Below are 25,448 nucleotides of genomic sequence, written 5' to 3' on the forward strand. Positions count from 1 at the left end.
AAAGATCGAGAAATCCGACTTTGAATGAATTCAAAGTCGGATTTCTCACGAATTGAAGCTAGTTATGTCCCAGCCTCACCTTCTCTTTTGGTCGTTTTTCTTTTCTACTATATTTTTGAAATTTAATTTCAAAATGCATAAACGGGTAGAATCCATGTTTAGCAACCCATTGAGGATTCTGAATTTTATCCTTCACTTTTTCAATTGATTTTTTACTATCGAGGTGCTTATACCCCTTTACACGATACTTTTTTTTATTCATTTTTGGCAGAGCTAACAAGGGTATATAATCGTAGCCTATTACTCTATCAAAGAATCCCTTGTAAGCATACTCTCCTTTCAAATTATAGACTATTGCTAACCTATAAAGAGGCTACTTAAATGCACTGATTGCGTATACTATAACTAGTATATTGAATTGGTTGACTATGACGACTGGAGGTGTCCAAGTGCCAAGTTATTCAGAAGCAGTATCTATTGTTATTAGCTGGGTCAGCCTTTCGATAGCAATTGAGATAAAGCTTGACAGAAATTCACCATTTTCCCCCATAACTACTTTTATGGGGCATTAACTATGATAATTTTACCATCCTACTATTGGAATAGTCAAAAATATCTGATTAGATTTAAACTTTACATCTATTCACTAAAAATTATTCACCAAAGACCAGACTTAACTATATCCAAAATATCCTATAGATTCTTGAAGTACTCTTTCGTAAACATAGGGTCTAATGAATGATAGAACTTTATAGCTAAATCTAATTTTCCATTTAAAGATGGGTTATTATCAATATTATCCCAAAAAATTTTATCTCCAGAGAACATTGCTCTTACAATCGCATTAAGCTAGTTGTTGCATACTTGTTAGAAAACCTTGCTCAAAATAAAGCTTGTCTTTAGAAGAATCATGTTTAGAATTTATTGATTCGAGGTACTCACTACCATCGCCACTATATTTAAAACCTTTAGGATTTAGCGTTTTACTGTTAAATTTCTTTTGATTCTTATCATACAGGAAACTTGAAAATTCAACATGGAATAGTTACTCAAAACTTGTAAAAGTATAATGGTCTTGGTTGGATAAATCTTTACCGATATATGTACCACCATAGGCTTCAGAATATGGATAAGTTTACTTTAGATTAAATTGATTAATACCAAAAAGAAGTCATTTAGTCAGCCATTTTAGTTCAGATACTGAAGTATCTCCATTTTGTTTTATTTCATTCAGGCATTTTTCATATGCTTTTGATTTCATTGTATACTTATCGAATAATCCTTTACTCTCTAAGAATTTTTGGTTTTGTTCATTTTCTAAGAAAATGGTATCTCCTAGTCTTATTAATACCTCATTTATGTCACAAGACCTACTTCTAATAAAACTATATTTATACTCATAATAATCATTACTAGTTGCTCTAATAAATTCTTTATCTACTTTTAAATCTGGGAGTGTTAATGAAATTTCATCATCAAAAACCATATCATTATTACAATAAGGTTTATATTTTGAGATGTAATATGCTTCATATACTGCCACATCAGACTTAGTTTTAGTGCCACGAATTTCAATCATTGAAAAATCCAATAATTGTCTTTCGCTTGCTGATGCAAAGCTTCTAGTAATTGCACAACTTGAGCTTTTTCCAATATACGCTATCTTACCATCATTATCATAAATAAAATAAACCCCAAATATACCTCGTCTATTTATACCTTCAGCATTAATTGAATAGATTTTCTCAGTATCATTTACAATTTCTAACACTCGTATTTTTGAAGGAAAATAAGGGTCTGAAACATTTCTTGCATTAATGAAGTCTTCAGTAAATGAAACTTGGATATTTAACATACTGTTGAAAGAAGTAAATACATAATATATCTCAACCTCACCCTTTTCAAAAGCTGAAACTTTCCTACCCAAGTAATCCATGATATTTGTAGCTTCTTCTACATTCCCTCTTTTGAATAAGTCTACTATCTTACCTAATGGTTCACTTTTAAAATGTATTTTATTACTTAACCTCAAGTGAATTAAAAAAGAGTATGCTTTTTCAAAAGTATCAAAAGCATTATGGTTTACCTTTGATAGCCCTATTTCTTTATTAGAAGCTATTTTGAAACAATAATTCTTAAAATGTCCATAATTATTAAAAGTAACCATCAAATCAACCTACCTCTCTTTAAAAAATCTTACGCATTTTCAATCAAAAATTCATGAGTATATTATAAAACAGCATAGTATAAATTTATATACCATGCTGTTTACTAGAAAGGACATTATTCATCTATTTTACAATAATAATAAAAAACCGCACTTACTTATGATACGGTTCCCCCTTCATAATCCTAAAACTCCGATAAATTTGCTCTACTAGGACTAGCTTCATTAGCTGATGGGGTAATGTCATTTTGCCAAAGGATTGTTGCTCGTCAGCTCTCTTTAAAACTTCATCGTGTAGGCCGAGGGAGCCACCGATGACGAAGGCGATTTTGCTTTTGCCGTAGGTCATGAGGGATTCGAGATCTGCTGCCATTTGTTCAGAAGTTTTCATTTTACCGTTAATCGCTAGGGCGATAACGTATGTATCTGGCCCAATTTTGGAGAGGATACGTTCACCTTCCTTTTTCTTGACGATTTCCATTTCGGCATCGCTTAGCTGCTCGGGGGCTTTTTCATCTGGTACTTCAATGATATCCATCTTTGCATAACCGCCGAGACGTTTCGTGTATTCATCTATGCCCATTTTTAAGTACTTTTCTTTTAGTTTACCGACTGATACAATCGTTATATTCACACGTTATCCACCTTTACAATTCATTTACAAACAAATTATCCACAGAAGTTATCAACATATCCACATAGTGTTCCTATATATTGTGTAAAGTTATTTACTTGATACAATATATTCTGCTGGTTGTTCACAGTAGCTACATTTTGTGGATAACTTTTTTTCGTCTTCGACTTTATCCATAATTGGGAATGCTTTTTGCTCCGCTACAAACATGTCTAAAGCGTGATCTATATGGTTTTCGCAGCTGTATTTTTCCATTTTTTTAAGTCTCCTTGTTTTCCGAAATTTCCACAAACTTATTCACATTTCAGTCTATGTTATCCACAATCTATTGTAACAAAGGACTGGTAAGTATGAAAGAAAAGGCTTTCTCTTGCTATTTTGATGTGTAGAGATATTATTCACAATTTTCTAGTTATCCACAATATTTGCTCTATCTTTCTGTATAAACTCGTCAATTTTTCTTCTATCCACAAAAAAATCAGTGAGGATTATTAATCCCTCACTGATTTATATTTACAATGAATTGCTATTTGTTAATGTTAGTGATAGCTCCACTAATTTACCTTGGCGGTATACTTTCATCGTTAATTTATCACCAATCTTTTTATCATTATATAAATGTTTGCGTAAATCAATTGCTGTCTCGATTTTTTGACCATCCATTTCTACAATGACATCATATTGTTGAACGCCAGCCTTTGAAGCTGGTGAATTATTCACAACGTCTGTAATTACAACACCTGTTGTAATATCTTTCGGTAATTTTAATGTTTGTTGTTGATAGAATGATGGTACATCAGTTAAGTCAACTAATTGAATACCCATTGTTGGACGTTTCATTTCACCGTTTTTCTCTAATTCCTCAATAATTGGAATAGCTGAGTTAATTGGAATTGAGAAACCTAATCCTTCTACTGACGATTCAGAAATTTTCATGGAGTTAATGCCGACTAGTTCACCTGCAAGGTTTACAAGTGCACCACCACTATTACCAGGGTTGATAGCTGCATCTGTTTGTAAAACCTCTTGCTGCCAATCACTTGTTCCATCACCATTTAAATCTACCGGTACAGAACGGTCCTTACCAGATACAACACCTGTCGTAACAGAGCCATAAAATTCTAAGCCAAGTGGGTTACCGATTGCGATTACTGTTTCACCTTGTTTTAGGACATCTGAGTTCCCAAATTTCGCAACTGTTTTAACATCCTTAGAGCTAATTGAAATAACAGCTAAGTCTGTCCATTCGTCCTTACCAACCAACTGCGCTTCTTCCTTTGTTCCATCTGGCATTGTTACCTCTAGTTGCTTAGCACCTTGAATTACGTGGTTATTTGTCACGATAAAGGCTTTGTCACCCTGAACCTTATAAATAACACCTGAACCGCTTCCAGCAGGCTGGGTTGATGTAGTTGGCGGATTCCAGAATCCACCGTTTGTTACTTCTTGTATATTAGTTATACCTACAACAGCACCGGAGGCCGTATCCACTGCTTTTGTAACATCCGTTGTCACTTCTGTTGCCACCTGATTGATGGTCGTTTCATTTTTACCTGTACTGCTTGACGTTGAGCCAGGCATTTGATTAACAAGCCCAGGCAGCATGAGCCAAACGAGTAAAGCACCTATGATGACCCCGATAAGACCACTGAAGAAGTAACCGCCTTTACCTCCGCCACCACCTTTCTTTTTAAGACGCTTCTCTTGTCTTTCTTGCTCCTCTTTTTCAAGTCGCTCTTGAAGAGGTGATTTCTGTATTTCATCATTATTTAGGAAATCACGATTTTTATCATCATCTTGGAAATAACTCATCTTCCTCATCCTTTCATTTATTACTATTTGTTAGTTGTTACCCTAATAGTACGATTCAAACATTAAAATCAGATGAAAAATAAATAAAATGGACATAAAAATGGCTGTTTCATCGTATTTTTTTAAAATTACGATGAAACAGCCTCTCAAACAGCTTCAATATTATTAAACCGTTACTAATTGTGTCGGTTCCTCTGCATCCGTATCAAATAACTTTACATACTCTCCTACAATAATACCGCAGGATTGCAATGTTTGCGTGACGCTCATGCGTGCAAGCTCTTTCATATTATTGTCCTTGCTTAAATGCGATAAGTAAATATTTGTTGGCTTTTCAAATACAACCTCACTCATAGCTACTGCCGCATCTTCATTTGAAACATGCCCAACATCACTTAAAATACGGCGTTTTATTGACCATGGGTAACGCCCCATTTGTAGCATGTTCACATCATGGTTACTTTCAAAGACAAAGGAATCTGCACCTCGAATAATACCCTTCATACGGTCGCTAACATAGCCTGTATCCGTAATAACAACAAGCTTGCGCCCATTTTCATGAAAAGTATAGAACATTGGATCCGCTGCATCATGTGATACAGCAAAGGATTCAATAGCTATTGAGCCAAAATGCTTTACTGTATCCATTTCAAATTCAAAACGTTGCTCTAGGGGAATATCACCAACAAGCCCATCCATTGCCTGCCATGTCTTGGCGTTTGCGTAAACAGGTACATTATATTTTCGTGCCAATACACCAATTCCTTTAATATGATCACTATGTTCATGCGTCACGAAGATGCCACTCAGCTGCTTCATATTACGGTCGATTTTCGTAAATAGCTGCTCCATCCTTTTTCCACTTAGGCCTGCATCGACAATAAATGCCTGTTCATCATTCTCTACATATATTGAATTGCCTGTACTACCACTTGCTAAAACACTAAATCGCATTATTCAACTCCCCAGTCTTCCTCTTCTCCCTCTTGCTTGTCCTCTTGAATATCAATAACTTTTCCTTCCATCGCGTCAACAAAGTACTCCTCTGTCTCACTGTCCGCTAATTTTACTTGTACTTCCCATGTTGGTATCAACACTTGTGTTTTTGATTGTGTTAAATTACTAAATGTCGAATAGCCTAGCTTTATATGAGTAATACGTGATTCTGCCTTTAACAGTCCTTTTACATACAAAGTTTGGATAATTTGAAGTGGTGGGATAACTGTTTCTTGTTGTTCTATTTCTTCAATATTATCAATCATTGTCTGCTCATACATGATAACTTCGTTGTCCATGTTCCATTTTACTTTTAATGAAGCACTATCATTGTAATAGAACATTTGATTATTTTTTTTCTGAAAGAAGATTGCGACTCGCTCCTCACGATCTACCTTCCATAATGCATAGGAATCTCCCTCTTTAACATTTGTATGGAGAAACTCCGTAAAGCTTGTATTATCATTAATATTACGTAACTTCACAGGATTGATAAAGACAACATGAGCAAATGTCTCATTAATATTTGCTTGCTGATTTTTATCGGGGAAATCACTACTCGTAAACTTATGCACTTTGCCCGTAATATAAGTTGCTGATTCATTACTAGGCAATGCACCATACGTAATATTATCATCCTTTAAACGGGTTTCTATTGTTCTTTCACCGGGTATTTCTACGCTCTGCGCTTCATTATAACGTTTTAAATATGACGAGTACAAGAAGATATTCAGTATTAAAAAAACGATGATGAAAATAGATTTTGTTCTATTCCAATCCATTTATGACACCTCCTAATAATTCAGGCGTCAGTTTTGTCGCTACACCGTTATGAACTACAAACCAGCATGGCTCTAATGTCATTATGCTACTTGAATCTTGCTTTAAATAATACCCCACCACGATATCATCTATATCTGATAACACAATAGTATTATGTTGCTGAATCTTTTCCACGATCTCCAAGCCTGAAGGCAACTCTTTTATCTCCTTCTCGGTTGGAATGTCGAAAACTAAGGAATAATAAGGGCGCTTATAGCGGAATATAAGATTATCCCCCCACACAGTTGTAATCTTGCTTATAACTTGATCACTATAAACCGGTAACCCCTGTAAATATTGCTGATACTCTAACTGATTTTTGCTAGTATTTTTTGATACATAGCGATAATCAGCTGTAAACCCTCCGTGCTCGTTGATAAATTCAAAGCTATCCTTCAAGAGCTTAGATGGCTCTATGATGGCACTACTTTCTGCAGCTGGATATACGTAGGTTAAAGATTTTAAGTTTGAGTCAACAGTCATTCGTGAATTGCCATCCTGATATTTTTCAGTCATTGCACTTTCAATACTACGCTGAACAATATTTGGATTTGGAAATAAGACGTTTTTAAAAGATTCAAGTGGCTCCTCTATAAACGTATACATATATTTGGTAGACTCAATTTTATCATTAGGCATATAAAGAGAGGTAAAGCCATCACGCTCAATTTCTTTAAAAGTGCTATATGTTTTCGCTGGCTCAATAACATCCCTTATAAATGGATTGGTATTTTGCAGGCTTACACGTGAGCGCATTAACGTTTTATTATTACTACTAATGAAAAAGACCTGTAATTCTTTGCTACCATAATTCGTCCAATCTATAATCATACGATTAAAGGTTGTTTCAGGTATTTCTTTATCAGTAAACTGGAAAATAGAGCTAAAGGCAGAGTAAGGTATTTCACCAGTAAAAAAGACAGTCATACGGTTATTTGTACGAATCATCTCATTTACATAATTCGCTGTAAGATTATTATTGATTGGCACTATATCAAGAACATTCCAGCCCTGAAAAGCTTTCATAATATCCTTCATTGCACCATTGGATGCTGTTCCTGTGAACTCCTCATCAAAGCGATAAATCGCCTTATAGGGACGGATGATATCCTCCATCCTTTTCTGAGACCCAATTAGAATTTCTTTTCCCTCAGTTTGTTCAATAATTTTATAATCTGGTGTATATGTCCAAATAATAAAGGTTAAAACGACACTCAACATGACGAGTAGAAATAATACAACTGATTTAACTGGCTCTATATATTTCATGCCCACTCACCTGCCTCGTCAAAATCATCTAAATCATATGGTAATGTAAAGAATATGGTTGTACCGTGACCTTCCTCACTTTCAGCCCAAATTTTACCACCATGTGCTTCAATCATTTCCCTGGCAATAGCTAGTCCTAGACCTGTCCCGCCCATAGAACGAGCACGTGCACGATCCACACGATAAAAACGATCGAAAATACGTCCTACATTTTCCTTAGGAATGCCCATACCATCATCAGAAATCATAACCTTCAACATCTCACCTTGCACAGTAAAACCAAATCGAACATTTCCACCATCTGGAGAATACTTTATTGCATTAGAAATGATATTATCGATTACCTGTGTCACCTTATCTGTATCAATTTCCACATAATAAGACGCTTCTGGGAATAAACGTTGGAACGTTACTTTGTCAGACTTTGACATTTCAAAGCGATCAATAATACGATTAAAGAATGAATTGAAAAGAACAATATCCTTATTCAATTCATAATCCGCACTATCCATGCGCGATAACTGCAATAAGTCATTAACTAAGCGAATCATTCGCTCTGTTTCTGTTTGTGTAACATTCAAAAATGTTGGAGCAATATTTTCATCTTTCCAGGCGCCATCCGCAAGTGCCTCTAAATAGCTACGCATTGTTGTTAATGGCGTGCGTAATTCATGTGATACATTAGATACAAATTCTCGACGATCCATTTCAATTTTTTCCTGCTCCGTAATATCGTGCAGCACAGTAATTAAACCATTGATAAAGCCTGTTTCTTTTTGAATGACCGAGAAATTCGCACGTAAAATATAGGGTGCGTCTGTTGTACTAAAATTTAAATTCACCGCATCATTCATGTGTATTAAATCCTCAAAGCTATACTCTTGATCAATCCCTAAAACAGACGCAATTGGGCGGCCTAATGTAATATCCCTAGAAATATGTAATAGCTCTAGGGCGGGATCATTAATAAGGATGATGCGTCCCTTACGATCTGTCGCAATAACACCATCTGTCATATTACTAAGGACCGAATCAAGTTTTCGTCTCTCTGCATCTGTAGTAGATTGGGCTTCCTGCAAGCGATTCGTCAAATGATTAAAGGTTATAGCAAGCTGCCCTATTTCATCTGTTCCATAAACACGTACTTTTCGTGAATAATTTCCTTTTGCCATCGCCTGTGCCTGTTTACGCATATCTGCAATCGGCTGTGTAATTGTTCGTGCGACTAATATTCCTAAAAAGATAGTAATCACCAAGGACACAGCAGTTCCACCAAGGAAAATACGGTTAATGTCATTTACTTGTCCAAAAACAGATTCAATATTAGCTTCAATATAAAGAACCCCTATAACTTCATCATCCGTACCTGCACCATTTCGAATGGGTGTCGCTAACACCCAAATTCGGTTTCTCGTTTTATTATCAAGTTTGATATTTTCAAATAATGTCTCTGCTGACAATGCACGTCGGACAAGATCCGTATTTGAGCGCTGTCCGATCAGATTTTGATTTTCTAACTCAGATGTTGCACGTATCCGCTGCCGATTGTCAATAACACGAATCTCTAATATATCTCCATAAGAAACATCCTTCAGCCCTGTAGAAAACTCCATCACAATCGTTTTAAGGCTTTCTTCAAGTGTTGGCATACTTTCATCGCGTTCCTTTAAAATTTCCTCACGAATGCTGTATTGCATTAAATCAACACGTTGGAAAATGGAATCTCGGAAATTGGTTTTTAAATTTTCCTCCAATTCACGTGCAAAATATATACCTATTATTTGCAAAGCAAGCAATATTAACAAAATGTAAATAAGAACTAGCTTGACATGAATCGATTTAAAGAAGCTAACTTTTTGCATTCCATTTACTCCTGCTCAGGATTTCGTAAATAATAACCAACACCACGACGTGTTACTATCCAAGCTGGGTGACTAGGATTGTCCTCTATTTTTTCACGTAAACGACGAATCGTTACATCTACTGTTCGTACATCACCAAAATAATCATAGCCCCATACAGTTTGCAATAAATGCTCACGTGTCATGACTTGACCAATATGTTTTCCTAAATAATGTAATAGCTCAAATTCACGATGTGTAAGCTCAATGGCCTCATCTCGTTTTAATACTAAATAAGCATCTGGTTGAATGACAAGTGAGCCAACAACAATCTCATTTGACTCTTCTGCTGCCTCCTCAGCAGCAGGTGCAACCACCTGTAAACGACGCATGTTTGCTTTGACACGTGCAATCAGTTCACGCGTACTAAAAGGTTTTGTTACATAATCGTCTGCACCCATTTCTAAGCCCAATACTTTATCAATCTCAGAGCCCTTTGCTGTTAGCATAATGATCGGAAAATCATATTTTTTTCGAATTTCCCTACAAACCTCCATACCATCACGCTTTGGCAGCATTATATCTAAAAGCATCAAATCTGGCTGCTCTTCCTCAACCTTTGCTAGTGCTTCATCTCCATCATAAGCACAAATTACCTTATAGCCTTCTTTTATTAAATTAAACTGTAAAATATCTGCGATTGGTTTTTCATCATCAACAACTAAAATTGTTTTATCCATACGTTTTCTCCCTTTCGCTATTTATCTATTCTTAAAACAAGTGTGTATTTATAATTATTGTCTCCGAATTTGTAACAATCCATTGGAAGCTGTAGTTAGTCACTTCTAGCATTATCACTTTTTATTTTGAGTCGTTCTTTTCAGTAGATGTTTAAACATCTGCTAGCATCTTTATAATGAAAGAGACTTTTATGGCTGACACTTGACATTCACCAACAAAAATATCTGAAAGAAGTTAAAATCACTACTCTTAACTCTATCATGCTTTTAGCTTCAATGCATTATTCTAAATTCAAAGACAATTATTGGCTATTAAAATAAATGATATTTCGACAAATATTTCTCGGGAAATAATAGAACAAGAAGTATACAAAAAGACAGTCCATATATTGGACTGCCTGCTATTCAAATTTAACGTCCTACATATGATAAAGGATTGACTAATGAACCATCCTTTTCAACTTCAAAATGAAGATGTGTACCTGTGGAATTTCCAGTAGATCCCATAATACCAATGACAGAACCTTTTTCCACTACTTGTCCAACTTCAACATTGATTGAAGATAAATGTCCATAAAGTGTTGTATATCCATTATTATGATTAATTACGATTCGATTACCATAACTGCCTGAGCTGCTAGCTGCTACTACAACTCCATTATCAGAAGCTAAGATATTATAATTACTTGGTCGGGCAATATCAATACCACGATGGACAGTTCCCCATCGTTGACCCATCTGACTTGAAATATAGCCTCCTACAGTAGGCCAAGTAAATTCACCTGTACCACGAGAAGAAATGACCTTCGTACCAACAACCTTAATCTCATCTACTGGTTGCTGTATAATTTGCTCTTCTAACGCCACTTTGGATATACGTGTTCCATTTTCAGAGGTTAATAGATAAGATGTTTCTTTCTTTCCATCAACGCCCTGTTGCTTCACTACTTTTTCACCTTTATACATGTTTGGATCTTCTTCAATTATTTTCTTAAAAGGTATTGTATCTATAACTTTCTTCTCTTGTTTGACTTCAAGAGTAACAAATGGTTTTGCTACTGTTACGTTCAATGCTTGTCCAATTTGTAGAACAGTATCTACAGTAATACCAGGATTTAATGCTAGTAATTCAGCTGTAGTTAAGTTATGCTTTTGAGCAACTGAGCCTAGAACATCGCCTGATTGAATTTTATAGGTTTCCTGCTCTAAAGAGCCTGTCATCAAATATTGCACAGCCTTTTCAGGAGTAACAATAGTACTTGGAGAAACATTTTGTGTAACACCTGAAACTCCTTGTTTAAAGGAAACATTTAACAAACGGGTTTCACCAGATTGTAGTGGCGATACTTGATTCGTTGATTGCTGATCAGTATGTAAACTATTCATCTCTTGCTGTGAAACATATTGTAATTTTAGTAAACGTATAGTATCTTCATAAGCCTTTGCATCTTTTAAGGACACAAGAGGCTTATTATCTACAAATAAGGTAAAAGCTTGAGACTTAGCAACTAAAGATTGCTCTAATTTCGCTAAGATATACGCATCTTTAGTTCCATTACTAAATACCTGCTCTGGGATAATTTTAACAGATGTACTAGCATTTATAGAAAATTCTTTATACTGTTGACCAACTTCTCTTTCCTTTGATGCAATAATTTCTTGGACAGCCTTCTCGTTAGATACTGCTCCAATATATTGATTACCTACATAAATATGAAAAATCTTATTTAAATCTTCTTTATGATTTTCTTTTGCAAAGCCAGTATTAACGGTTAAGCTTGTCATTAAAATTGCAATAATAGACATTTTTTTGAATGAAGATAGATTGTAAGTCAATCTATTGTTTTCTTCTTTTTTATACCAAGACGAACTCATCAATAAAGCCCCTTCCAACTTTATGCTACCATAGGATTAATTACCCACAAATAATTTTGCACCACTATACTGTACCATAAAGAAAAAAGGGATTGAATATTTTCATACTTTTGTAATGTAATTGTATTATTTTTCGACTAATTGTTACATAACTCTTATCTGTTATATTATAGTAAAATTGTAAATTTATGTTTTATTGGTTGATATTCTTACAATACTATTCATATATTCTTTATGAGAATTAAAACTAATTACTTTTTACTTTTTTAATATTCCGATAAAATAGAGAAGAAGGATACACTATTTGATTGGAGCGATTACATTGAGTGATTCACAGACCTCTGAAATAACGCATAGATTGGTCAAGCCACAGAAAAATAGAGCTCGTAGAATTGTCATAAGGAGCATTATGGTGGCACTAGGTGCAATAATAATGGCAGTAGGGCTAGAGTTATTTTTAGTACCAAACCACATTATGGATGGTGGAATCGTAGGTGTTTCTATCATCACTTCACATTTATTAAAGTTACCTCTTGGTATATTTATCTTCATCTTAAACTTACCCTTTATCTTTTTAGGCTATAAGCAAATTGGTAAAACCTTTGCACTTTCTACAGGCTTAGGCATTACCGTACTATCATTAACAACGATCTTACTACATAATCTAAAACCATTTACCCAGGATACTTTATTAGCGACCGTTTTTGGTGGCATGATTTTAGGAATCGGTGTCGGCATTGTTATAAGGTACGGTGGATCGTTAGATGGAACCGAAATTTTAGCTATTTTATTTAATCGAAAAACTCCCTTTTCTGTGGGAGAAATTATTATGTTCTTCAATATCCTGATCTTTACAGTAGCAGGCTTTATCTTCACCTGGGAACAAGCTATGTACTCCATCCTAGCTTATTATATTGCCTATAAAATGATTGATATTGTTATTCAAGGGATGGAGGAATCAAAATCCGTCTACATTATTAGTGATGAAATAGATGAAATCGGCCAAACCATAATGGATCGACTAGGTCGAGGTGTAACCTTCCTTCATGGTGAGGGGGCTTATACAGGTAACGATAAAAAAGTTATTTTTACTGTTATCACACGATTAGAGGAATCGAAGCTAAAATCAATTGTCGCTGAAATTGATGATAATGCGTTCCTGGCGATTGGTAATATAGCAGAGGTTAAAGGTGGGCGCTTCAAGAAAAAGGATATTCACTAAATATAAAAGGGCGTACCGCATATGGCACGCCCTTTTAGTATAGTCAGTCATCTTATTATGCTTCCCAAATATCCACTAAAACATTTGTTTGTTCACGTGCAGGACCAACCGAGAAAGTTGCAATTTGAATACCTGTTAACTCGCTCACACGCTCTACATAGCGTCGTGCATTTTCAGGTAACTCTTCTAAAGTTCTGCAGTCTGTAACATCCTCTGACCAGCCTGGTAGCTCTTCATAAATTGGTTCACATTGTTCAATAATATGAAGATTTGCTGGATATTCTGTAATGGTTTCACCTTGATAATTATACGCTGTACAGATTTTTACAGTGTCTAAGCCTGATAGAACATCGATTGAATTAAGTGCAAGATGTGTAATTCCACTTACTCTACGTGAATGACGGACAACTACTGTATCAAACCAGCCTACACGACGTGGACGGCCTGTTGTTGTACCATATTCACGACCGACTTCACGGATTTGTTGACCCACTTCGTCGAATAATTCAGTTGGGAATGGACCATCACCAACACGTGATGTATAGGCTTTACATACACCAATAACATTAGAAACCCGTGATGGACCAATACCAGCACCAATTGCTACTCCGCCAGCAACAGGATTTGAAGACGTTACAAACGGATACGTACCTTGATCGACATCAAGTAAGATACCTTGAGCGCCTTCAAATAACACTTTGCCGCCTTCATCCAAGATATCATTTAAAATTTTTGATGTATCTGCTACATATTTTGCAATTTCTTGTCCATATGCATAGTACTCTTCAAAAATTTCTTCAAACGTTACACCTTCAACTTCGTAAAACTTCTCGAATAATTTATTCTTAATTGCTAAATTATGACGTAGTTTTTCTTCAAATATTTCTTTGTCCAGTAAATCAGCCATACGGATACCAATGCGGGCTACTTTATCTTGATAGCAAGGTCCAATACCTTTGCAAGTCGTGCCAATTTTATTGTCGCCACGGCTTTCCTCATCAGCAATATCTTGTTTGATATGGTATGGCAAAATAACATGGGCACGATTAGAAATACGTAGGTTGTCTGTATTAATGCCACGCTCCTGCAAACCTCTAAGCTCAGTTACTAATGACTTTGGATTAACAACCAATCCATTACCAATTACTGAAGTCTTTTCTTTATAGAAAATACCTGATGGAATTAAATGTAGCTTATATGTTTCACCATCAAATTTAATGGTATGTCCTGCATTATCACCACCTGCAAAACGAGCAATTGCATCGGCCTTTTGCGACAGGAAATCTGTAATTTTACCTTTCCCTTCGTCTCCCCACTGTGTTCCTACAACTACAACTGATGTCATAATCAGCACCTCCGTTAGATACGCTTTGTATCTCAATTTTTAAGCCGTTAATTATTGTAACAATGATAGAAACAACTCGTCAACAAAAAATAGTTAAAAACACGAACATAAAATCAAAAAATCTGATTCAACGTTCGTGTTTAATGACAGAATGGTATGAATATTATCTAAAATTTAGATTAAATACTTCAAGGCCCTTCTATAGATATATATTGTTAGATATCATTAATCACGTGGAGGCGGTGGTGGCATTTGTGACCAATCCACGTTAATAAATTTATTGAATTCTTTCTTAAATGCAAGTGTAACCGTTCCTGTTGGACCATTACGTTGTTTAGCAATAATAATTTCAATCATATTTTTACTTTCCGATTCTTTATCGTAGTAATCATCACGATATAAGAAGGCAACAATATCAGCATCTTGCTCAATACTTCCAGATTCACGCAGGTCACTCATCATTGGCCGTTTATCTTGACGCTGCTCAACACCACGTGATAGCTGCGATAACGCAATTACCGGGACCTTTAATTCACGTGCTAATCCTTTTAATGAACGTGAAATTTCAGATACCTCTTGCTGACGGTTCTCTCCCGGTTTACCACTACCTTGAATAAGCTGTAAATAATCAATTAAAATCATTCCAAGCCCATGCTCCTGTGCTAAGCGTCGACACTTTGCTCGAATTTCATTAATACGTACACCTGGCGTATCATCAATAAAGATACCAGAATTCGATAAACTCCCCATTGCCATAGTTAGTTTACCCCAATCTTCCGTATTTAAAGCACCTGTACGTAAAACTTGTGCATCTATATTTCCCTCTGCACAAAGCATACGCATGACTAGTTGCTCTGCACCCATTTCCAGTGAGAAGATTGCAACATTCTCACGCGCTTGAACAGCAACACTTTGCGCAACATTTAAAGCAAAGGCTGTTTTCCCCACAGAAGGACGAGCCGCGACAATAATTAAATCGTTGCGCTGGAAGCCAGCAGTAATATTATCTAAATCACGGAAGCCTGTCGGAATACCTGTAACATCTCCCTTACGTGATTGAAGTTGTTCAATGTTATCAAAGGTTTCCACCAAAACGTCTTTAACATGCTTAAAATCACCAGCATTTTTACGATTGGCTACCTCCATCATTTTCTTCTCTGCTTCACCTAGTAATGCTTCTACTTCATCTTCGCGCGTATAGCCATCTTCTACAATTTTAGTAGCGACGCGAATCAAACGTCTTAAGAGTGCCTTTTCTTCTACAATCTTTGCATAGTGTGCGACATTAGCAGCCGTAGGGACAGCATTGGCGAGCTCTAGTAAATACGATAGCCCGCCAACATCTTCAATCTCTTTTTTTGCTGATAATTCTTCTGTAACTGTAACAACATCTATCGCTTTTCCTTGGTCACTTAAGCGCAGCATCGTTTCAAAAATTTTCTTATGTGCATTATGATAAAAATCATCAGCTAATAAAATTTCCGACGCCGTAATTAATGCTTGTGGATCGAGGAAAATGGCACCGATAACCGATTGCTCCGCTTCCCGGTTATGCGGTGGAACGCGGTCCATCATCGGTTCGCTCATGGATTGTCGCCCCTTATTCTTCCGTTACATGTACTTTTAATGTTGCAGATACTTCATGGTGTAGTTTTACAGGTACATTAGTAAAGCCCAGTGCACGAATGCCTTCATTTAAAGTCATTTTACGTTTATCAATTTTAATGCCATGTACTTTTTGCAGTGCATCAGCAATTTGTTTTGTAGAAATAGAACCGAATAAGCGACCACCTTCACCTGATTTTGCTTTTAGTTCTACTGTTAAAGCTTCTAATTTTTCTTTTAATGCTTTTGCTTCGGCTAATTCTGCCGCTGCATTTTTTGCCTCTAATTTCTTTTGTCCTTCTAATTGGCTTAATGCTTGTGTATTAGCTTCAGCTGCATAGCCATTTTTAATTAAGAAATTTTGTGCATAGCCATCAGCTACGTTTTTAATTTCACCTTTTTTACCTTTTCCTTTAACATCCTTTAAAAAAACTACTTTCATGATTCAAAACTCCCTTCAAGTACCTCATTTATGGCCTCTTCTAAATATTTTTTCACGCCCTCTATAGAATTCCCTTCCATCTGGCAGGCTGCATTCGTTAAATGTCCGCCGCCACCGAGCTTTTCCATAATTAGCTGGACATTTACTTCGCCGAGTGATCTTGCACTTATACCTATTTTGCCATCTGCTCGATGCGCTATAACAAAGGAAGCACCAACATCCTTCATTGTTAATAAAATATCTGCTGTTTGCGCAATTAACACAGAGTCATAAACTTTCGAATCCTCGCCAACAGCTATGGCAATACCAGGTTTTACAAATTTTACCGTTTGCACAATTTTAGAACGTTCTATATACGTATCCACATCTTCTTTTAAAAGACGCTGTACAAGTATTGTATCAGCACCATTTGTCCGTAAATAAGAAGCTGCTTCAAACGTGCGAGCGCCCGTACGCAAGGTAAAACTCTTTGTATCAACAATAATTCCTGCTAGTAAGGCTGTTGCCTCTAGCATATTTATCTTCGCCCGCTTCGGCTGATATTCTAATAACTCTGTAACAAGCTCAGCAGTCGACGAGGCATACGGTTCCATGTAAACAAGTGTTGGATTCTCTATAAAGTCCTCACTTCGACGATGATGATCAATTACAACAACCTTTTCAGCCAATTTTAATAAATGTGAATCGATGACTAAATCCGGTTTATGTGTATCAACAATAACGAGCAACGACTTTTCGGTCATTTTTGACGCAGCTTCCTCTGGTGTTAGGAAATTTTCATAGAAATCCGATTTACTCTCAATTTCATTCATTAAACGTGTGACACTTCCGTTTAATTCATCAAAGTTTATAATGACATAGCCCTTTACATCATTCATTTGTGCCATTTTTCGTACGCCGACAGAAGCACCAATCGAATCCATATCAGGGTTTTTATGCCCCATCACAAATACTTGATCACTATCCTGAATTAAATCACGTAAAGCATGGGAAATAACCCTTGCTCTTACACGTGTACGTTTTTCTACTGGATTGGTTTTTCCGCCATAGAACTTTAGCTTTCCTGTTGGCTGCTTAATAGCTACCTGATCACCGCCACGTCCTAAAACAAGATCCAGACTTGATTGTGCTAGCTCACCAAGCTCCACTAATGAAGATGATCCTGCACCAACACCAATACTTAATGTTAATGAGAGATTTTTTTGCGCTGTTTTTTCTCGAATGGTATCTAAAATAGCAAATTTTTTCTTTTCGAGCTCTGTTAAAATAGATTCATTTAATACCGCTAAAAAACGGTCAGATGAAATTCTTTTTACAAATATTCCATGCTCTGCAGCCCATTCATTGACAATGGATGTAACCATCGTATTGGTTAAACTACGTGGCTGGTCATCCATCGCCTGCGTAATTTCATCATAATTATCAACAAATAAAATGGCAATGACAGTACGATCTGCAAAGTATTGCTTTTCAATTGCAATCTGCTCTGTGATATCAAAGAAATAGAGCAGATGTTCTTCTTTTTTATAAAAAACACGATATTTTCGTTCACGTAGTGTAATCGTGGCTTCATTTGATTCTTCAGTCTTCATTAGTACATAAATATCATCAGAAATATTGACAATTCCTTCACCTACTAATGTTTCTCTATTTAAAACTCCTTGCATATATGGATTGGACCATTCTATTTCATATTGATCATTGACGAGTAAAATTCCAATCGGCATTTCGAGCAATGCCTCTTCTCCAACCTTTTTCATACGAAAAGAAATCGATTCAATATGCTTTTCTGTTTCATCAAAGGCTACCTGTTCTACCTTCCACGTATAAGCCATTAACAGTGCAAAGCCTACTCCATAACCAATACCTATCCCGATATTCCAAATACATAGAAGCACGAACGTCACAATGCCAAAAATGGAAAGAACAAAAAGCGGATAGCGAATTGGTCGTTTTCTAAAAGTCCCCATTACATCAGCCCCTTATTCTTTAGTTTTCCCTTTCACAAGTGAACGAACATCAAAACCTAGGTCTATGATACCAAGTAATATCATAAAGGATGATAATGGTATAGCGAGCAATGTCGCAATCCATTTTACACCTATTGGCATACCTTTTTTGGAAATAAAATAATGGATAAAGGAAATTCCCTGCAATATTAATAAAACCCATAAAATATATGAAACATTTAACACAATTACATCTAATGTAGAACCAGGTTCTGGACGTATAAATAAGTTGATACATAAAATTATCATGTAATACCATAATATTGATCGTGGTAAACGCATATGTTGAAAAGGTGCAAATTTTGGTACATTTAAACCTAGACGCTTCAATATAGGTAAATTAATTGACATCAGTACAAATGCTACAAAAAACGCCCCGAGGGTTACTGTTGAAGGAACCGTTAATTCCATCATCTTTGATACAGCTTCTACCTGGTCAGGAGTAATAGTTGATTGTCCAGTTAAATTTTGTGACATTGCTGCTGTTTGCTCATAATTTTTTTTCGCCATTTCTACACCAATCTCAACCATATTAATGCCTGCGAGGCGTACATACGCTAGAAATACAATTGCAGTTGATAAAAGAACAGCAATACCTGATGACATAAATAAATATAATTTACTTTTTTGTTGGCGAATGGCAGCACCTATCATTATTCCTACTAACGCAAAAATAAATGCGAATGGCAGTATGGCTAATCCGCTCGTTATAAATGTTAGAATACATCCGACAATTGCTACTAATATTGATGTGGAGCGCTTATATTTTGCGCTATACCATGCAAAGGGTAATGGTGCAAATAAAAATACTAGCATGAAAGCAAGAGGAATATACGCAGATATTATCATCATCAACGTAAAAATTGCCACCATTGCAGCACCCTGTACAAGCGCCTTTGTTTGATTATTCGGCATTGAAAACCTTCCTTTTTTCAGTCAAAACTTACTAAACTTTATTGTACCATTTTTTCACGTTATTGAACAAAAAACGCTAAGAATCATAAATTTTGTAGAACTCTTGACTTTAATACATGTCTATATAGAGGATATATTACCGAATCGCCTAAACAAATTTTTTCATTAAAAAACATTTTGCAACAAAAAACCAGCATACATCGATACGAATACCGAAATATGCTGGTCTTAAAAATTGATGCAAGGTCAATGCCTTGGCGACATCAATCTTATTTGTCTTCTGCTACGAATGGAAGTAATCCCATGATACGAGATACTTTGATAGCTGAAGTTAATTTACGTTGGTACTTAGCGCTAGTGCCAGTTACGCGACGTGGTAAGATTTTACCGCGCTCAGAGATGAATTTTTTTAATAAATCCACATCTTTATAGTCGATATGCGTAATGTTATTAGCAGTGAAGTAGCAAACTTTACGGCGTTTGCGGCCTCCGCGACGTGGTGCCATAGTATGTCTCCTCCTTATTATTTTTTTATGTTAGAAGTATTTTAGAATGGAAGATCATCCTCAGATACTTCAATCGGTCCTTTGCTATTCGCAAATGGATCCTCATCTACACGTGTATAGTTCGGCTGATTCATAGGTGGTTGATTTTGCTGATAAGCAGCATCGTTGCCAAATGAACCCTGTCCAGGCATCGAACCACCAAATGATTGCTGTGGTTGACCACCACCATACGATGGCTGGTTATTACCGTAAGTCTGTCCACCATATTGTGGAGCAGGAGCACCGCTAGCACCAGCATTACGGGACTCTAAAAACTGTACGCTATCTGCCACTACATCTGTTGTGTATACTCGCTTACCATCTTGTCCTTCATAGCTACCTGTTTGGATGCGGCCTTCCACTCCAATTAAACTTCCTTTTCGCATGAAGTTCGCTAGGTTTTCGGCCTGTTTTCGCCACGCAACGCAACTAATGAAATCAGCTTCGCGTTCACCTTGTTGGTTTGAGAATGTTCGATTCACAGCAATTGTAAATCGTGTAGACGCAATACCATTTGGTGTATAGCGTAGCTCAGGATCTTTTGTTAGTCTTCCAACTAAAACGACACGGTTTATCATCAGAATACAACCTCCTTTTCAGCATTTTGTTAAAAATTATTTTTCTTCTTCGCGAACTGCAATGTGACGAATGATATCTTCGCTGATGTTAGCAAGACGTGTATATTCGTTGATTGCTCCTGAAGTAGCGTTTACTTTAACGATTTGGTAGTAACCTTCACGGAAGTCTTGAATTTCATAAGCTAGGCGACGTTTGCCCCACTCTTTTGATTCGATGACTTCTGCACCGTTAGAAGTTAAGATTTCGTTGAAACGTTCAACTAAAGCTTTCTTCGCTTCGTCTTCAATGTTTGGACGTACGATGTACATTAATTCGTATTTTCTCATCTGTTTACACCTCCTTATGGACTTAGGCTCTCCTATATAAGGGAGCAAGGAGTAAGTAATAATTATTACTCACATCAATGAATTGTAACATACAGGTACATGTCTTTCAAGTCGTAAACTAATAATTCATCCTATATAATGTATATAATTGATTCATGAAGGAGGAGCTTTCATGCTACCAGAAAAAGAACCGATTGTGATCGAACTCGATATAAAAAAACTAATGATGGACAATATTGTTGTCACAAGTGGACTTGTTATATTATTTTTGGCAATTCAATATATTTGCTTTAAAGAGTTCCATTTCTCATTTTTTGATATGATTATTGGGTCCGTTCTCTTTGTTGCCCTGTATATTTTATTTATTGTATTACACGAGGCCTCTCATTTACTTGGATTTATGTTATTTGGAGGCGTACCTTTTAAGTCATTAAAATATGGCCTTAATTTAGAGCTAGGCATAGCGTATGCTACAACAGACCAGCCACTGCCTAATCATGAAATGAAGAAGGCCTTATTACTGCCTTTTTGGACGACAGGTATTTTACCTGCTATTGTAGGTTTCTACTTTAACAGCACTGTTCTAGTATTAGTGGGGGCATTTTTAATAGCTGGAGCTGTGGGAGATTTCGCAATGTATAAAGAGTTACGTAAATATCCAAAAAATGCACTTATTAAAGATGATCCACATTTACCTAAGCTATATGTTTACACGAATCCAAAAAAGGATTAAAAAAGGTTGGGACACTCTACATATTTAGTAAAAAATTCAAAATGCCAAAGCGCTATTTAATTTGTGCTTTGGCATTTTCTAGTTTGCTCATCAAAAAACTTCTGACAACTTTACGGAGTTAAAAAACCATGCTGTGCTGCAGTATATAAATTTCTCCAAATACGATTAATCGAAGATGTCTCAGTAATTGCCTCCATTCCAAAATTACGAATGAAGCTGTTGGCAATATCGACACAGGATGCCGCGCTATACTTACTCATTTGTGAAAATTGTTGTAGTTCTGCATCTGTTAAATCGTGACCAGCTTCATGTTTTTCCCAGTATTGAGTCAGTTTTGCATAAAATTGTTCTTCAAGCTGATTAAAGTTTTGTTGCTTCTGTATTAATAAAGCGTGTAATGTACCCATGCGTTCTGCTCGACTTGGTTCATTACTTTTTTGCTTGATCATAATAGACGTCTGCTCTAAGAAATTTTCTGTTATGCCTAGGCAAACACTCAGGAAGGAAGCCTCTGCAAATGTGCCAAACGGAAAGCTATGTACAAAGTTTCCATAGTTATTATGAATGGCACCTAACTGAAACGTTGCTTCTTGTGGCACCCATGCATTTTGAATACTGATTGTATGACTGGCTGTTGCTTTTAAACCCATTGCACGCCAATCATGAAAAATCTCAACATGCTCACGCTCAACTGAGCAACTAATAATTTGATCGGTTCTTATACCTTCATGCTCCACAAAGCAATTCATTGTAAAAGTAGTAGCATAATCTGCGCCACTACAATACTTCCATTGTCCTGATACACGATAGCCACCCTCCATTTGCACTGCTATGCCTGTTGGATAGCCACTACCTGCGATAACAGCATTTCTTGGCGAAAAGATTTTTTTACAGACCTCTTGATTGAATGTTGGGATAAATGCATTACCACCTGTACCGATTGTGACCAGCCAACCTAGATTTCCATCAAGTGCAGACATCTGTTGAAATACTTTCATGCCTTCCAATAAGTTTAATTCTTTACCGCCTAATTCCTTAGGTGTAAATAGCTTAAACAATTTTTGCTCGTAAATAGCTTCTAAGATATCTATCGGTAATTGCCCTAGCTGCTCAATTTCCAATCCTCGTTCTTTTATGTGTAATAAATTCATCACTATACCTGCCTTTCAAAATAAACAGATCAACATCTAAACAAAAAAGGCAATCCATTTAAAGATTGCCCCAGTTTATGTTTTATACATTGAAACGGAATAACATAATATCTCCGTCTTGTACAATATACTCTTTACCTTCAAGACGTACTTTACCAGCTTCTTTAGCAGCGGCTTGAGAACCAGCCTCTACTAAATCATCGAACGCAACTGTTTCTGCACGAATAAAACCACGTTCAAAGTCAGTATGAATGATCCCCGCACATTGTGGAGCCTTCATCCCTTTACGGAAAGTCCATGCACGCACCTCTTGTACCCCTGCTGTAAAGTAAGTTGCTAGTCCAAGTAAATCATAAGAAGTACGGATTAATTGATCTAAACCTGATTCCTTAATACCTAGTTCTTCTAGGAACATTGCCTTTTCTTCATCATCAAGCTCGGAAATTTCTTCTTCGATTTTTGCACAAATTGTAATAACTTGAGCACCTTCAGCAGACGCATACTCACGCACTTTTTTCACATACTCGTTGTTATCAGCATCTGCCACTTCATCTTCTGAAACGTTTGCCACATAAAGCATTGGTTTAATTGTTAATAGATGAAGCCCCTTGATTACCTTTAGTTCATCCTCAGAAAGCTCAGCTGCACGTGCAGGTCGACCGTTTTCTAATTGTTCTTTAATTTTTAGTAGTACAGGTTCTTCAATCATGGCTTCCTTGTCTTTTTGCTTAGCCATTTTGCTAACACGCTGTAAACGCTTATCTACAGATTCTAAATCAGCAAGCGCAAGCTCTAGATTAATGACCTCAATATCATCAATTGGATCAACAGCTCCTGATACGTGCGTAATGTTTTCGTCTACAAAGCAACGCACAACTTGGCAAATGGCATCTACTTCACGAATATGTGCTAGAAATTTATTTCCTAATCCTTCACCTTTTGAAGCACCTTTTACAATTCCTGCGATATCAGTAAACTCAAACGCTGTTGGTACTGTTTTTTTCGGTATTACTAATTCAGTTAATTTATCTAAACGTGCATCTGGTACTTCAACAATACCAACATTTGGATCGATTGTTGCGAATGGATAGTTTGCAGCCAATGCGCCCGCTTTTGTAATTGCGTTAAATAATGTTGATTTCCCAACGTTAGGTAAACCAACGATTCCAGCTGTTAATGCCATGAATGGACACAACCTTTCTATGATCTGTTCATTTTTCTCTCATATAACCTTATCTATTATATTGATTCACTCTTAAAAAGTCTAATACGCCTAAAGCTAAGCCTCACTAGCCGAAATTAAAACCTTCTTCATTTTTTTTTCAAATTCACGGCGTGGAATCATGACACTATGCTGACAGCCTTCACATTTAATTCGTACATCTGCACCCATACGAATAATTTTCCACTTGTTTGTGCCACATGGGTGCTGCTTCTTCATTTCAACAATATCGTTTAGACCAAATTTCTTCGGTTCCATTATTCATTTCTCCCTTCATCTTTAACACCATATAACATCATTTTTGGATGAGACATTGGTATATTATTTTCTTCAAAAAGCCTTGTCACATCTCTACGAATAGTACGTGCCACTCCATATTGTTGCTGAGGTAATGTCTCAGCCACTATACGAATCGTTACTTCAGTACCCTTGACATTTTGTACCCCTAAAAAGGCTGGTACTGTTACGAGCTCTTTATGAACATCAGGTAACGATTCTAAATATTTCTTTATAATAGATTCTGCCTTTTCAAAATCTGCATCACTCGTCATCTGTAAATCTATAAAAATTTTAGAGTTATTGACAGAATAGTTCACAACTTCCCCAATTGAACCATTTGGAATTATAAATTGCTCACCAGTAGCTCCGTTAATCTTTGTCGTTCGTAAGCCTATTTCTACAACGGTTCCTTCTGCCCCATTAATTTTTATATAATCACCAACACCGAATTGATCCTCAAAAATGATAAAAAATCCAGTAATAACATCCTTTACTAAACTTTGTGCACCAAAACCAATTGCTAAACCAACAATCCCTGCACCAGCCAAAAGCCCTGCTATTTTAATCTCTAAGCTAGATAAAATTGCAACGATGGCGGAAAAATAAACAGCGTAGGAGATAATACTTTGTAATAATCTCGAAATTGTTCGCTGTCGACGCTCTGAATGGTTTAATGGAGAGCGCATACGTATTAAAAACACTTTTTTAATAAATTTTTTCCCTAATCGTACTGCGATCCATGAAACAATTAGAATAAGTGTAATTTCAAGGGTTGCATCTACAATCATTTCCCAAAATTCTTCTGATGTTAGTTTATTCCAATAATTTTCTATCAACCTCTTGTTGAATCCCAATATTACCACCTCTTGTATAACTTACTAAAAATTTGTGTATACTGCATAAAAATTGAGCACTTCCT

24 protein-coding genes are annotated in these 25,448 nt (G+C 36.2%); 2 read left to right on the forward strand and 22 right to left on the reverse strand.

The window, feature by feature from the left end:
- Positions 1-1,171: 1,171 nt before the first annotated feature.
- The 10 genes from AC1RNS_RS23190 to AC1RNS_RS23235 form a co-directional block, all read right to left on the reverse strand.
- Positions 1,172-2,170: a GIY-YIG nuclease family protein gene (locus tag AC1RNS_RS23190; protein WP_492996116.1), complete on the reverse strand. Its 999-nt coding sequence runs from the start codon at positions 2,168-2,170 to the stop codon at positions 1,172-1,174.
- Positions 2,171-2,321: 151 nt separating this feature from the next.
- Positions 2,322-2,801, reverse strand: a complete 480-nt coding sequence (rlmH, locus tag AC1RNS_RS23195) for a 23S rRNA (pseudouridine(1915)-N(3))-methyltransferase RlmH (RefSeq protein ID WP_492996118.1) — start codon at positions 2,799-2,801, stop codon at positions 2,322-2,324.
- 90 nt (positions 2,802-2,891) lie between these two features.
- The gene (locus AC1RNS_RS23200; protein ID WP_492996120.1) at positions 2,892-3,056 is read right to left on the reverse strand and encodes a CxxH/CxxC protein; all 165 of its coding nucleotides are present in this window, start codon (positions 3,054-3,056) and stop codon (positions 2,892-2,894) included.
- 258 nt (positions 3,057-3,314) lie between these two features.
- Entirely contained in the window at positions 3,315-4,613 is a 1,299-nt protein-coding gene (locus AC1RNS_RS23205) for a S1C family serine protease (RefSeq protein ID WP_492996122.1), read from the reverse strand.
- A 165-nt stretch (positions 4,614-4,778) separates the two neighbouring features.
- Positions 4,779-5,567, reverse strand: coding sequence for an MBL fold metallo-hydrolase (locus tag AC1RNS_RS23210; RefSeq protein WP_492996124.1), 789 nt, complete (start codon positions 5,565-5,567; stop codon positions 4,779-4,781).
- Positions 5,567-6,391 (reverse strand): two-component system regulatory protein YycI, encoded by an 825-nt coding sequence (locus AC1RNS_RS23215; protein ID WP_492996126.1) that lies wholly within the window; start codon positions 6,389-6,391, stop codon positions 5,567-5,569. The genes AC1RNS_RS23210 and AC1RNS_RS23215 overlap by 1 nt, the downstream gene beginning before the upstream one ends.
- Positions 6,378-7,700, reverse strand: a complete 1,323-nt coding sequence (locus AC1RNS_RS23220) for a YycH family regulatory protein (RefSeq protein WP_492996128.1) — start codon at positions 7,698-7,700, stop codon at positions 6,378-6,380. The genes AC1RNS_RS23215 and AC1RNS_RS23220 overlap by 14 nt, the downstream gene beginning before the upstream one ends.
- Positions 7,697-9,562, reverse strand: coding sequence for a cell wall metabolism sensor histidine kinase WalK (gene walK / locus AC1RNS_RS23225; RefSeq protein WP_492996130.1), 1,866 nt, complete (start codon positions 9,560-9,562; stop codon positions 7,697-7,699). Before walK ends, AC1RNS_RS23220 begins: the two co-directional genes overlap by 4 nt.
- Before the next feature lie 5 nt (positions 9,563-9,567).
- On the reverse strand, positions 9,568-10,281 hold the full coding sequence (gene yycF / locus AC1RNS_RS23230) for a response regulator YycF (RefSeq protein ID WP_492996131.1): 714 nt from the start codon (positions 10,279-10,281) through the stop codon (positions 9,568-9,570).
- 411 nt (positions 10,282-10,692) lie between these two features.
- Positions 10,693-12,156: a LysM peptidoglycan-binding domain-containing M23 family metallopeptidase gene (locus tag AC1RNS_RS23235; RefSeq protein ID WP_492996133.1), complete on the reverse strand. Its 1,464-nt coding sequence runs from the start codon at positions 12,154-12,156 to the stop codon at positions 10,693-10,695.
- A gap of 316 nt (positions 12,157-12,472) precedes the next feature.
- Between AC1RNS_RS23235 and AC1RNS_RS23240 the strand changes: the two genes are divergently transcribed.
- The gene (locus tag AC1RNS_RS23240) at positions 12,473-13,378 is read left to right on the forward strand and encodes a YitT family protein (RefSeq protein WP_492996163.1); all 906 of its coding nucleotides are present in this window, start codon (positions 12,473-12,475) and stop codon (positions 13,376-13,378) included.
- A gap of 55 nt (positions 13,379-13,433) precedes the next feature.
- Here the strand turns inward: AC1RNS_RS23240 and AC1RNS_RS23245 are convergent, their stop codons facing one another.
- From AC1RNS_RS23245 to rpsF, 8 genes are all read right to left on the reverse strand, one after another.
- Positions 13,434-14,723 carry an adenylosuccinate synthase gene (locus AC1RNS_RS23245; protein ID WP_492996134.1) on the reverse strand — a complete coding sequence of 430 codons (1,290 nt, stop codon included), beginning with the start codon at positions 14,721-14,723 and terminating at the stop codon, positions 13,434-13,436.
- 225 nt (positions 14,724-14,948) lie between these two features.
- A complete protein-coding gene (dnaB, locus tag AC1RNS_RS23250; protein WP_492445538.1) occupies positions 14,949-16,310 on the reverse strand; it encodes a replicative DNA helicase in 1,362 nt (453 codons plus the stop codon).
- A gap of 13 nt (positions 16,311-16,323) precedes the next feature.
- The gene (gene rplI, locus AC1RNS_RS23255) at positions 16,324-16,770 is read right to left on the reverse strand and encodes a 50S ribosomal protein L9 (RefSeq protein WP_427543864.1); all 447 of its coding nucleotides are present in this window, start codon (positions 16,768-16,770) and stop codon (positions 16,324-16,326) included.
- Entirely contained in the window at positions 16,767-18,740 is a 1,974-nt protein-coding gene (locus tag AC1RNS_RS23260) for a DHH family phosphoesterase (RefSeq protein ID WP_492996135.1), read from the reverse strand. Before AC1RNS_RS23260 ends, rplI begins: the two co-directional genes overlap by 4 nt.
- Positions 18,741-18,752: 12 nt before the next feature.
- Positions 18,753-19,694 carry a YybS family protein gene (locus AC1RNS_RS23265; protein ID WP_492996137.1) on the reverse strand — a complete coding sequence of 314 codons (942 nt, stop codon included), beginning with the start codon at positions 19,692-19,694 and terminating at the stop codon, positions 18,753-18,755.
- 269 nt (positions 19,695-19,963) lie between these two features.
- Positions 19,964-20,200 (reverse strand): 30S ribosomal protein S18, encoded by a 237-nt coding sequence (rpsR, locus tag AC1RNS_RS23270; protein ID WP_012296211.1) that lies wholly within the window; start codon positions 20,198-20,200, stop codon positions 19,964-19,966.
- A 41-nt stretch (positions 20,201-20,241) separates the two neighbouring features.
- Entirely contained in the window at positions 20,242-20,817 is a 576-nt protein-coding gene (gene ssb, locus AC1RNS_RS23275; protein WP_492996138.1) for a single-stranded DNA-binding protein, read from the reverse strand.
- A 36-nt stretch (positions 20,818-20,853) separates the two neighbouring features.
- Entirely contained in the window at positions 20,854-21,144 is a 291-nt protein-coding gene (rpsF, locus tag AC1RNS_RS23280; protein ID WP_492996139.1) for a 30S ribosomal protein S6, read from the reverse strand.
- 172 nt (positions 21,145-21,316) lie between these two features.
- Here rpsF and AC1RNS_RS23285 point away from each other — a divergent pair, with 172 nt between their 5' ends.
- Complete coding sequence (locus tag AC1RNS_RS23285; protein ID WP_492996140.1) at positions 21,317-21,877, forward strand: DUF3267 domain-containing protein; 561 nt, start codon at positions 21,317-21,319, stop codon at positions 21,875-21,877.
- Between the two features lie 110 nt (positions 21,878-21,987).
- Here the strand turns inward: AC1RNS_RS23285 and AC1RNS_RS23290 are convergent, their stop codons facing one another.
- The 4 genes from AC1RNS_RS23290 to AC1RNS_RS23305 all read right to left on the reverse strand — a co-directional run bounded on the left by AC1RNS_RS23290 (position 21,988) and on the right by AC1RNS_RS23305 (position 25,317).
- Entirely contained in the window at positions 21,988-23,028 is a 1,041-nt protein-coding gene (locus AC1RNS_RS23290) for an acyl-CoA dehydrogenase family protein (RefSeq protein WP_492996141.1), read from the reverse strand.
- 82 nt (positions 23,029-23,110) lie between these two features.
- A complete protein-coding gene (ychF, locus tag AC1RNS_RS23295) occupies positions 23,111-24,211 on the reverse strand; it encodes a redox-regulated ATPase YchF (RefSeq protein WP_286923221.1) in 1,101 nt (366 codons plus the stop codon).
- Between the two features lie 96 nt (positions 24,212-24,307).
- Positions 24,308-24,508 (reverse strand): DUF951 domain-containing protein, encoded by a 201-nt coding sequence (locus tag AC1RNS_RS23300; RefSeq protein ID WP_054771598.1) that lies wholly within the window; start codon positions 24,506-24,508, stop codon positions 24,308-24,310.
- Positions 24,508-25,317, reverse strand: coding sequence for a mechanosensitive ion channel family protein (locus AC1RNS_RS23305; protein ID WP_492996165.1), 810 nt, complete (start codon positions 25,315-25,317; stop codon positions 24,508-24,510). The genes AC1RNS_RS23300 and AC1RNS_RS23305 overlap by 1 nt, the downstream gene beginning before the upstream one ends.
- Between the last annotated feature and the right edge of the window lie 131 nt (positions 25,318-25,448).

This window comes from Lysinibacillus sp. GW821-FHT14F06, from assembly GCF_058803665.1.

What these genes read in the sequence shown, in the direction of transcription:
- AC1RNS_RS23200 (WP_492996120.1), bottom strand. Translation starts at nt 3,056, where the DNA reads ATGGAAAAATACAGCTGCGAAAACCATATAGATCACGCTTTAGACATG.
- AC1RNS_RS23205 (WP_492996122.1), bottom strand. Translation starts at nt 4,613, where the DNA reads ATGAGTTATTTCCAAGATGATGATAAAAATCGTGATTTCCTAAATAAT.
- AC1RNS_RS23210 (WP_492996124.1), bottom strand. Translation starts at nt 5,567, where the DNA reads ATGCGATTTAGTGTTTTAGCAAGTGGTAGTACAGGCAATTCAATATAT.
- AC1RNS_RS23215 (WP_492996126.1), bottom strand. Translation starts at nt 6,391, where the DNA reads ATGGATTGGAATAGAACAAAATCTATTTTCATCATCGTTTTTTTAATA.
- AC1RNS_RS23220 (WP_492996128.1), bottom strand. Translation starts at nt 7,700, where the DNA reads ATGAAATATATAGAGCCAGTTAAATCAGTTGTATTATTTCTACTCGTC.
- walK (WP_492996130.1), bottom strand. Translation starts at nt 9,562, where the DNA reads ATGCAAAAAGTTAGCTTCTTTAAATCGATTCATGTCAAGCTAGTTCTT.
- yycF (WP_492996131.1), bottom strand. Translation starts at nt 10,281, where the DNA reads ATGGATAAAACAATTTTAGTTGTTGATGATGAAAAACCAATCGCAGAT.
- AC1RNS_RS23235 (WP_492996133.1), bottom strand. Translation starts at nt 12,156, where the DNA reads ATGAGTTCGTCTTGGTATAAAAAAGAAGAAAACAATAGATTGACTTAC.
- AC1RNS_RS23245 (WP_492996134.1), bottom strand. Translation starts at nt 14,723, where the DNA reads ATGACATCAGTTGTAGTTGTAGGAACACAGTGGGGAGACGAAGGGAAA.
- dnaB (WP_492445538.1), bottom strand. Translation starts at nt 16,310, where the DNA reads ATGAGCGAACCGATGATGGACCGCGTTCCACCGCATAACCGGGAAGCG.
- rplI (WP_427543864.1), bottom strand. Translation starts at nt 16,770, where the DNA reads ATGAAAGTAGTTTTTTTAAAGGATGTTAAAGGAAAAGGTAAAAAAGGT.
- AC1RNS_RS23260 (WP_492996135.1), bottom strand. Translation starts at nt 18,740, where the DNA reads ATGGGGACTTTTAGAAAACGACCAATTCGCTATCCGCTTTTTGTTCTT.
- AC1RNS_RS23265 (WP_492996137.1), bottom strand. Translation starts at nt 19,694, where the DNA reads ATGCCGAATAATCAAACAAAGGCGCTTGTACAGGGTGCTGCAATGGTG.
- rpsR (WP_012296211.1), bottom strand. Translation starts at nt 20,200, where the DNA reads ATGGCACCACGTCGCGGAGGCCGCAAACGCCGTAAAGTTTGCTACTTC.
- ssb (WP_492996138.1), bottom strand. Translation starts at nt 20,817, where the DNA reads ATGATAAACCGTGTCGTTTTAGTTGGAAGACTAACAAAAGATCCTGAG.
- rpsF (WP_492996139.1), bottom strand. Translation starts at nt 21,144, where the DNA reads ATGAGAAAATACGAATTAATGTACATCGTACGTCCAAACATTGAAGAC.
- AC1RNS_RS23285 (WP_492996140.1), top strand. Translation starts at nt 21,317, where the DNA reads ATGCTACCAGAAAAAGAACCGATTGTGATCGAACTCGATATAAAAAAA.
- AC1RNS_RS23290 (WP_492996141.1), bottom strand. Translation starts at nt 23,028, where the DNA reads ATGAATTTATTACACATAAAAGAACGAGGATTGGAAATTGAGCAGCTA.
- ychF (WP_286923221.1), bottom strand. Translation starts at nt 24,211, where the DNA reads ATGGCATTAACAGCTGGAATCGTTGGTTTACCTAACGTTGGGAAATCA.
- AC1RNS_RS23300 (WP_054771598.1), bottom strand. Translation starts at nt 24,508, where the DNA reads ATGGAACCGAAGAAATTTGGTCTAAACGATATTGTTGAAATGAAGAAG.
- AC1RNS_RS23305 (WP_492996165.1), bottom strand. Translation starts at nt 25,317, where the DNA reads ATGATTGTAGATGCAACCCTTGAAATTACACTTATTCTAATTGTTTCA.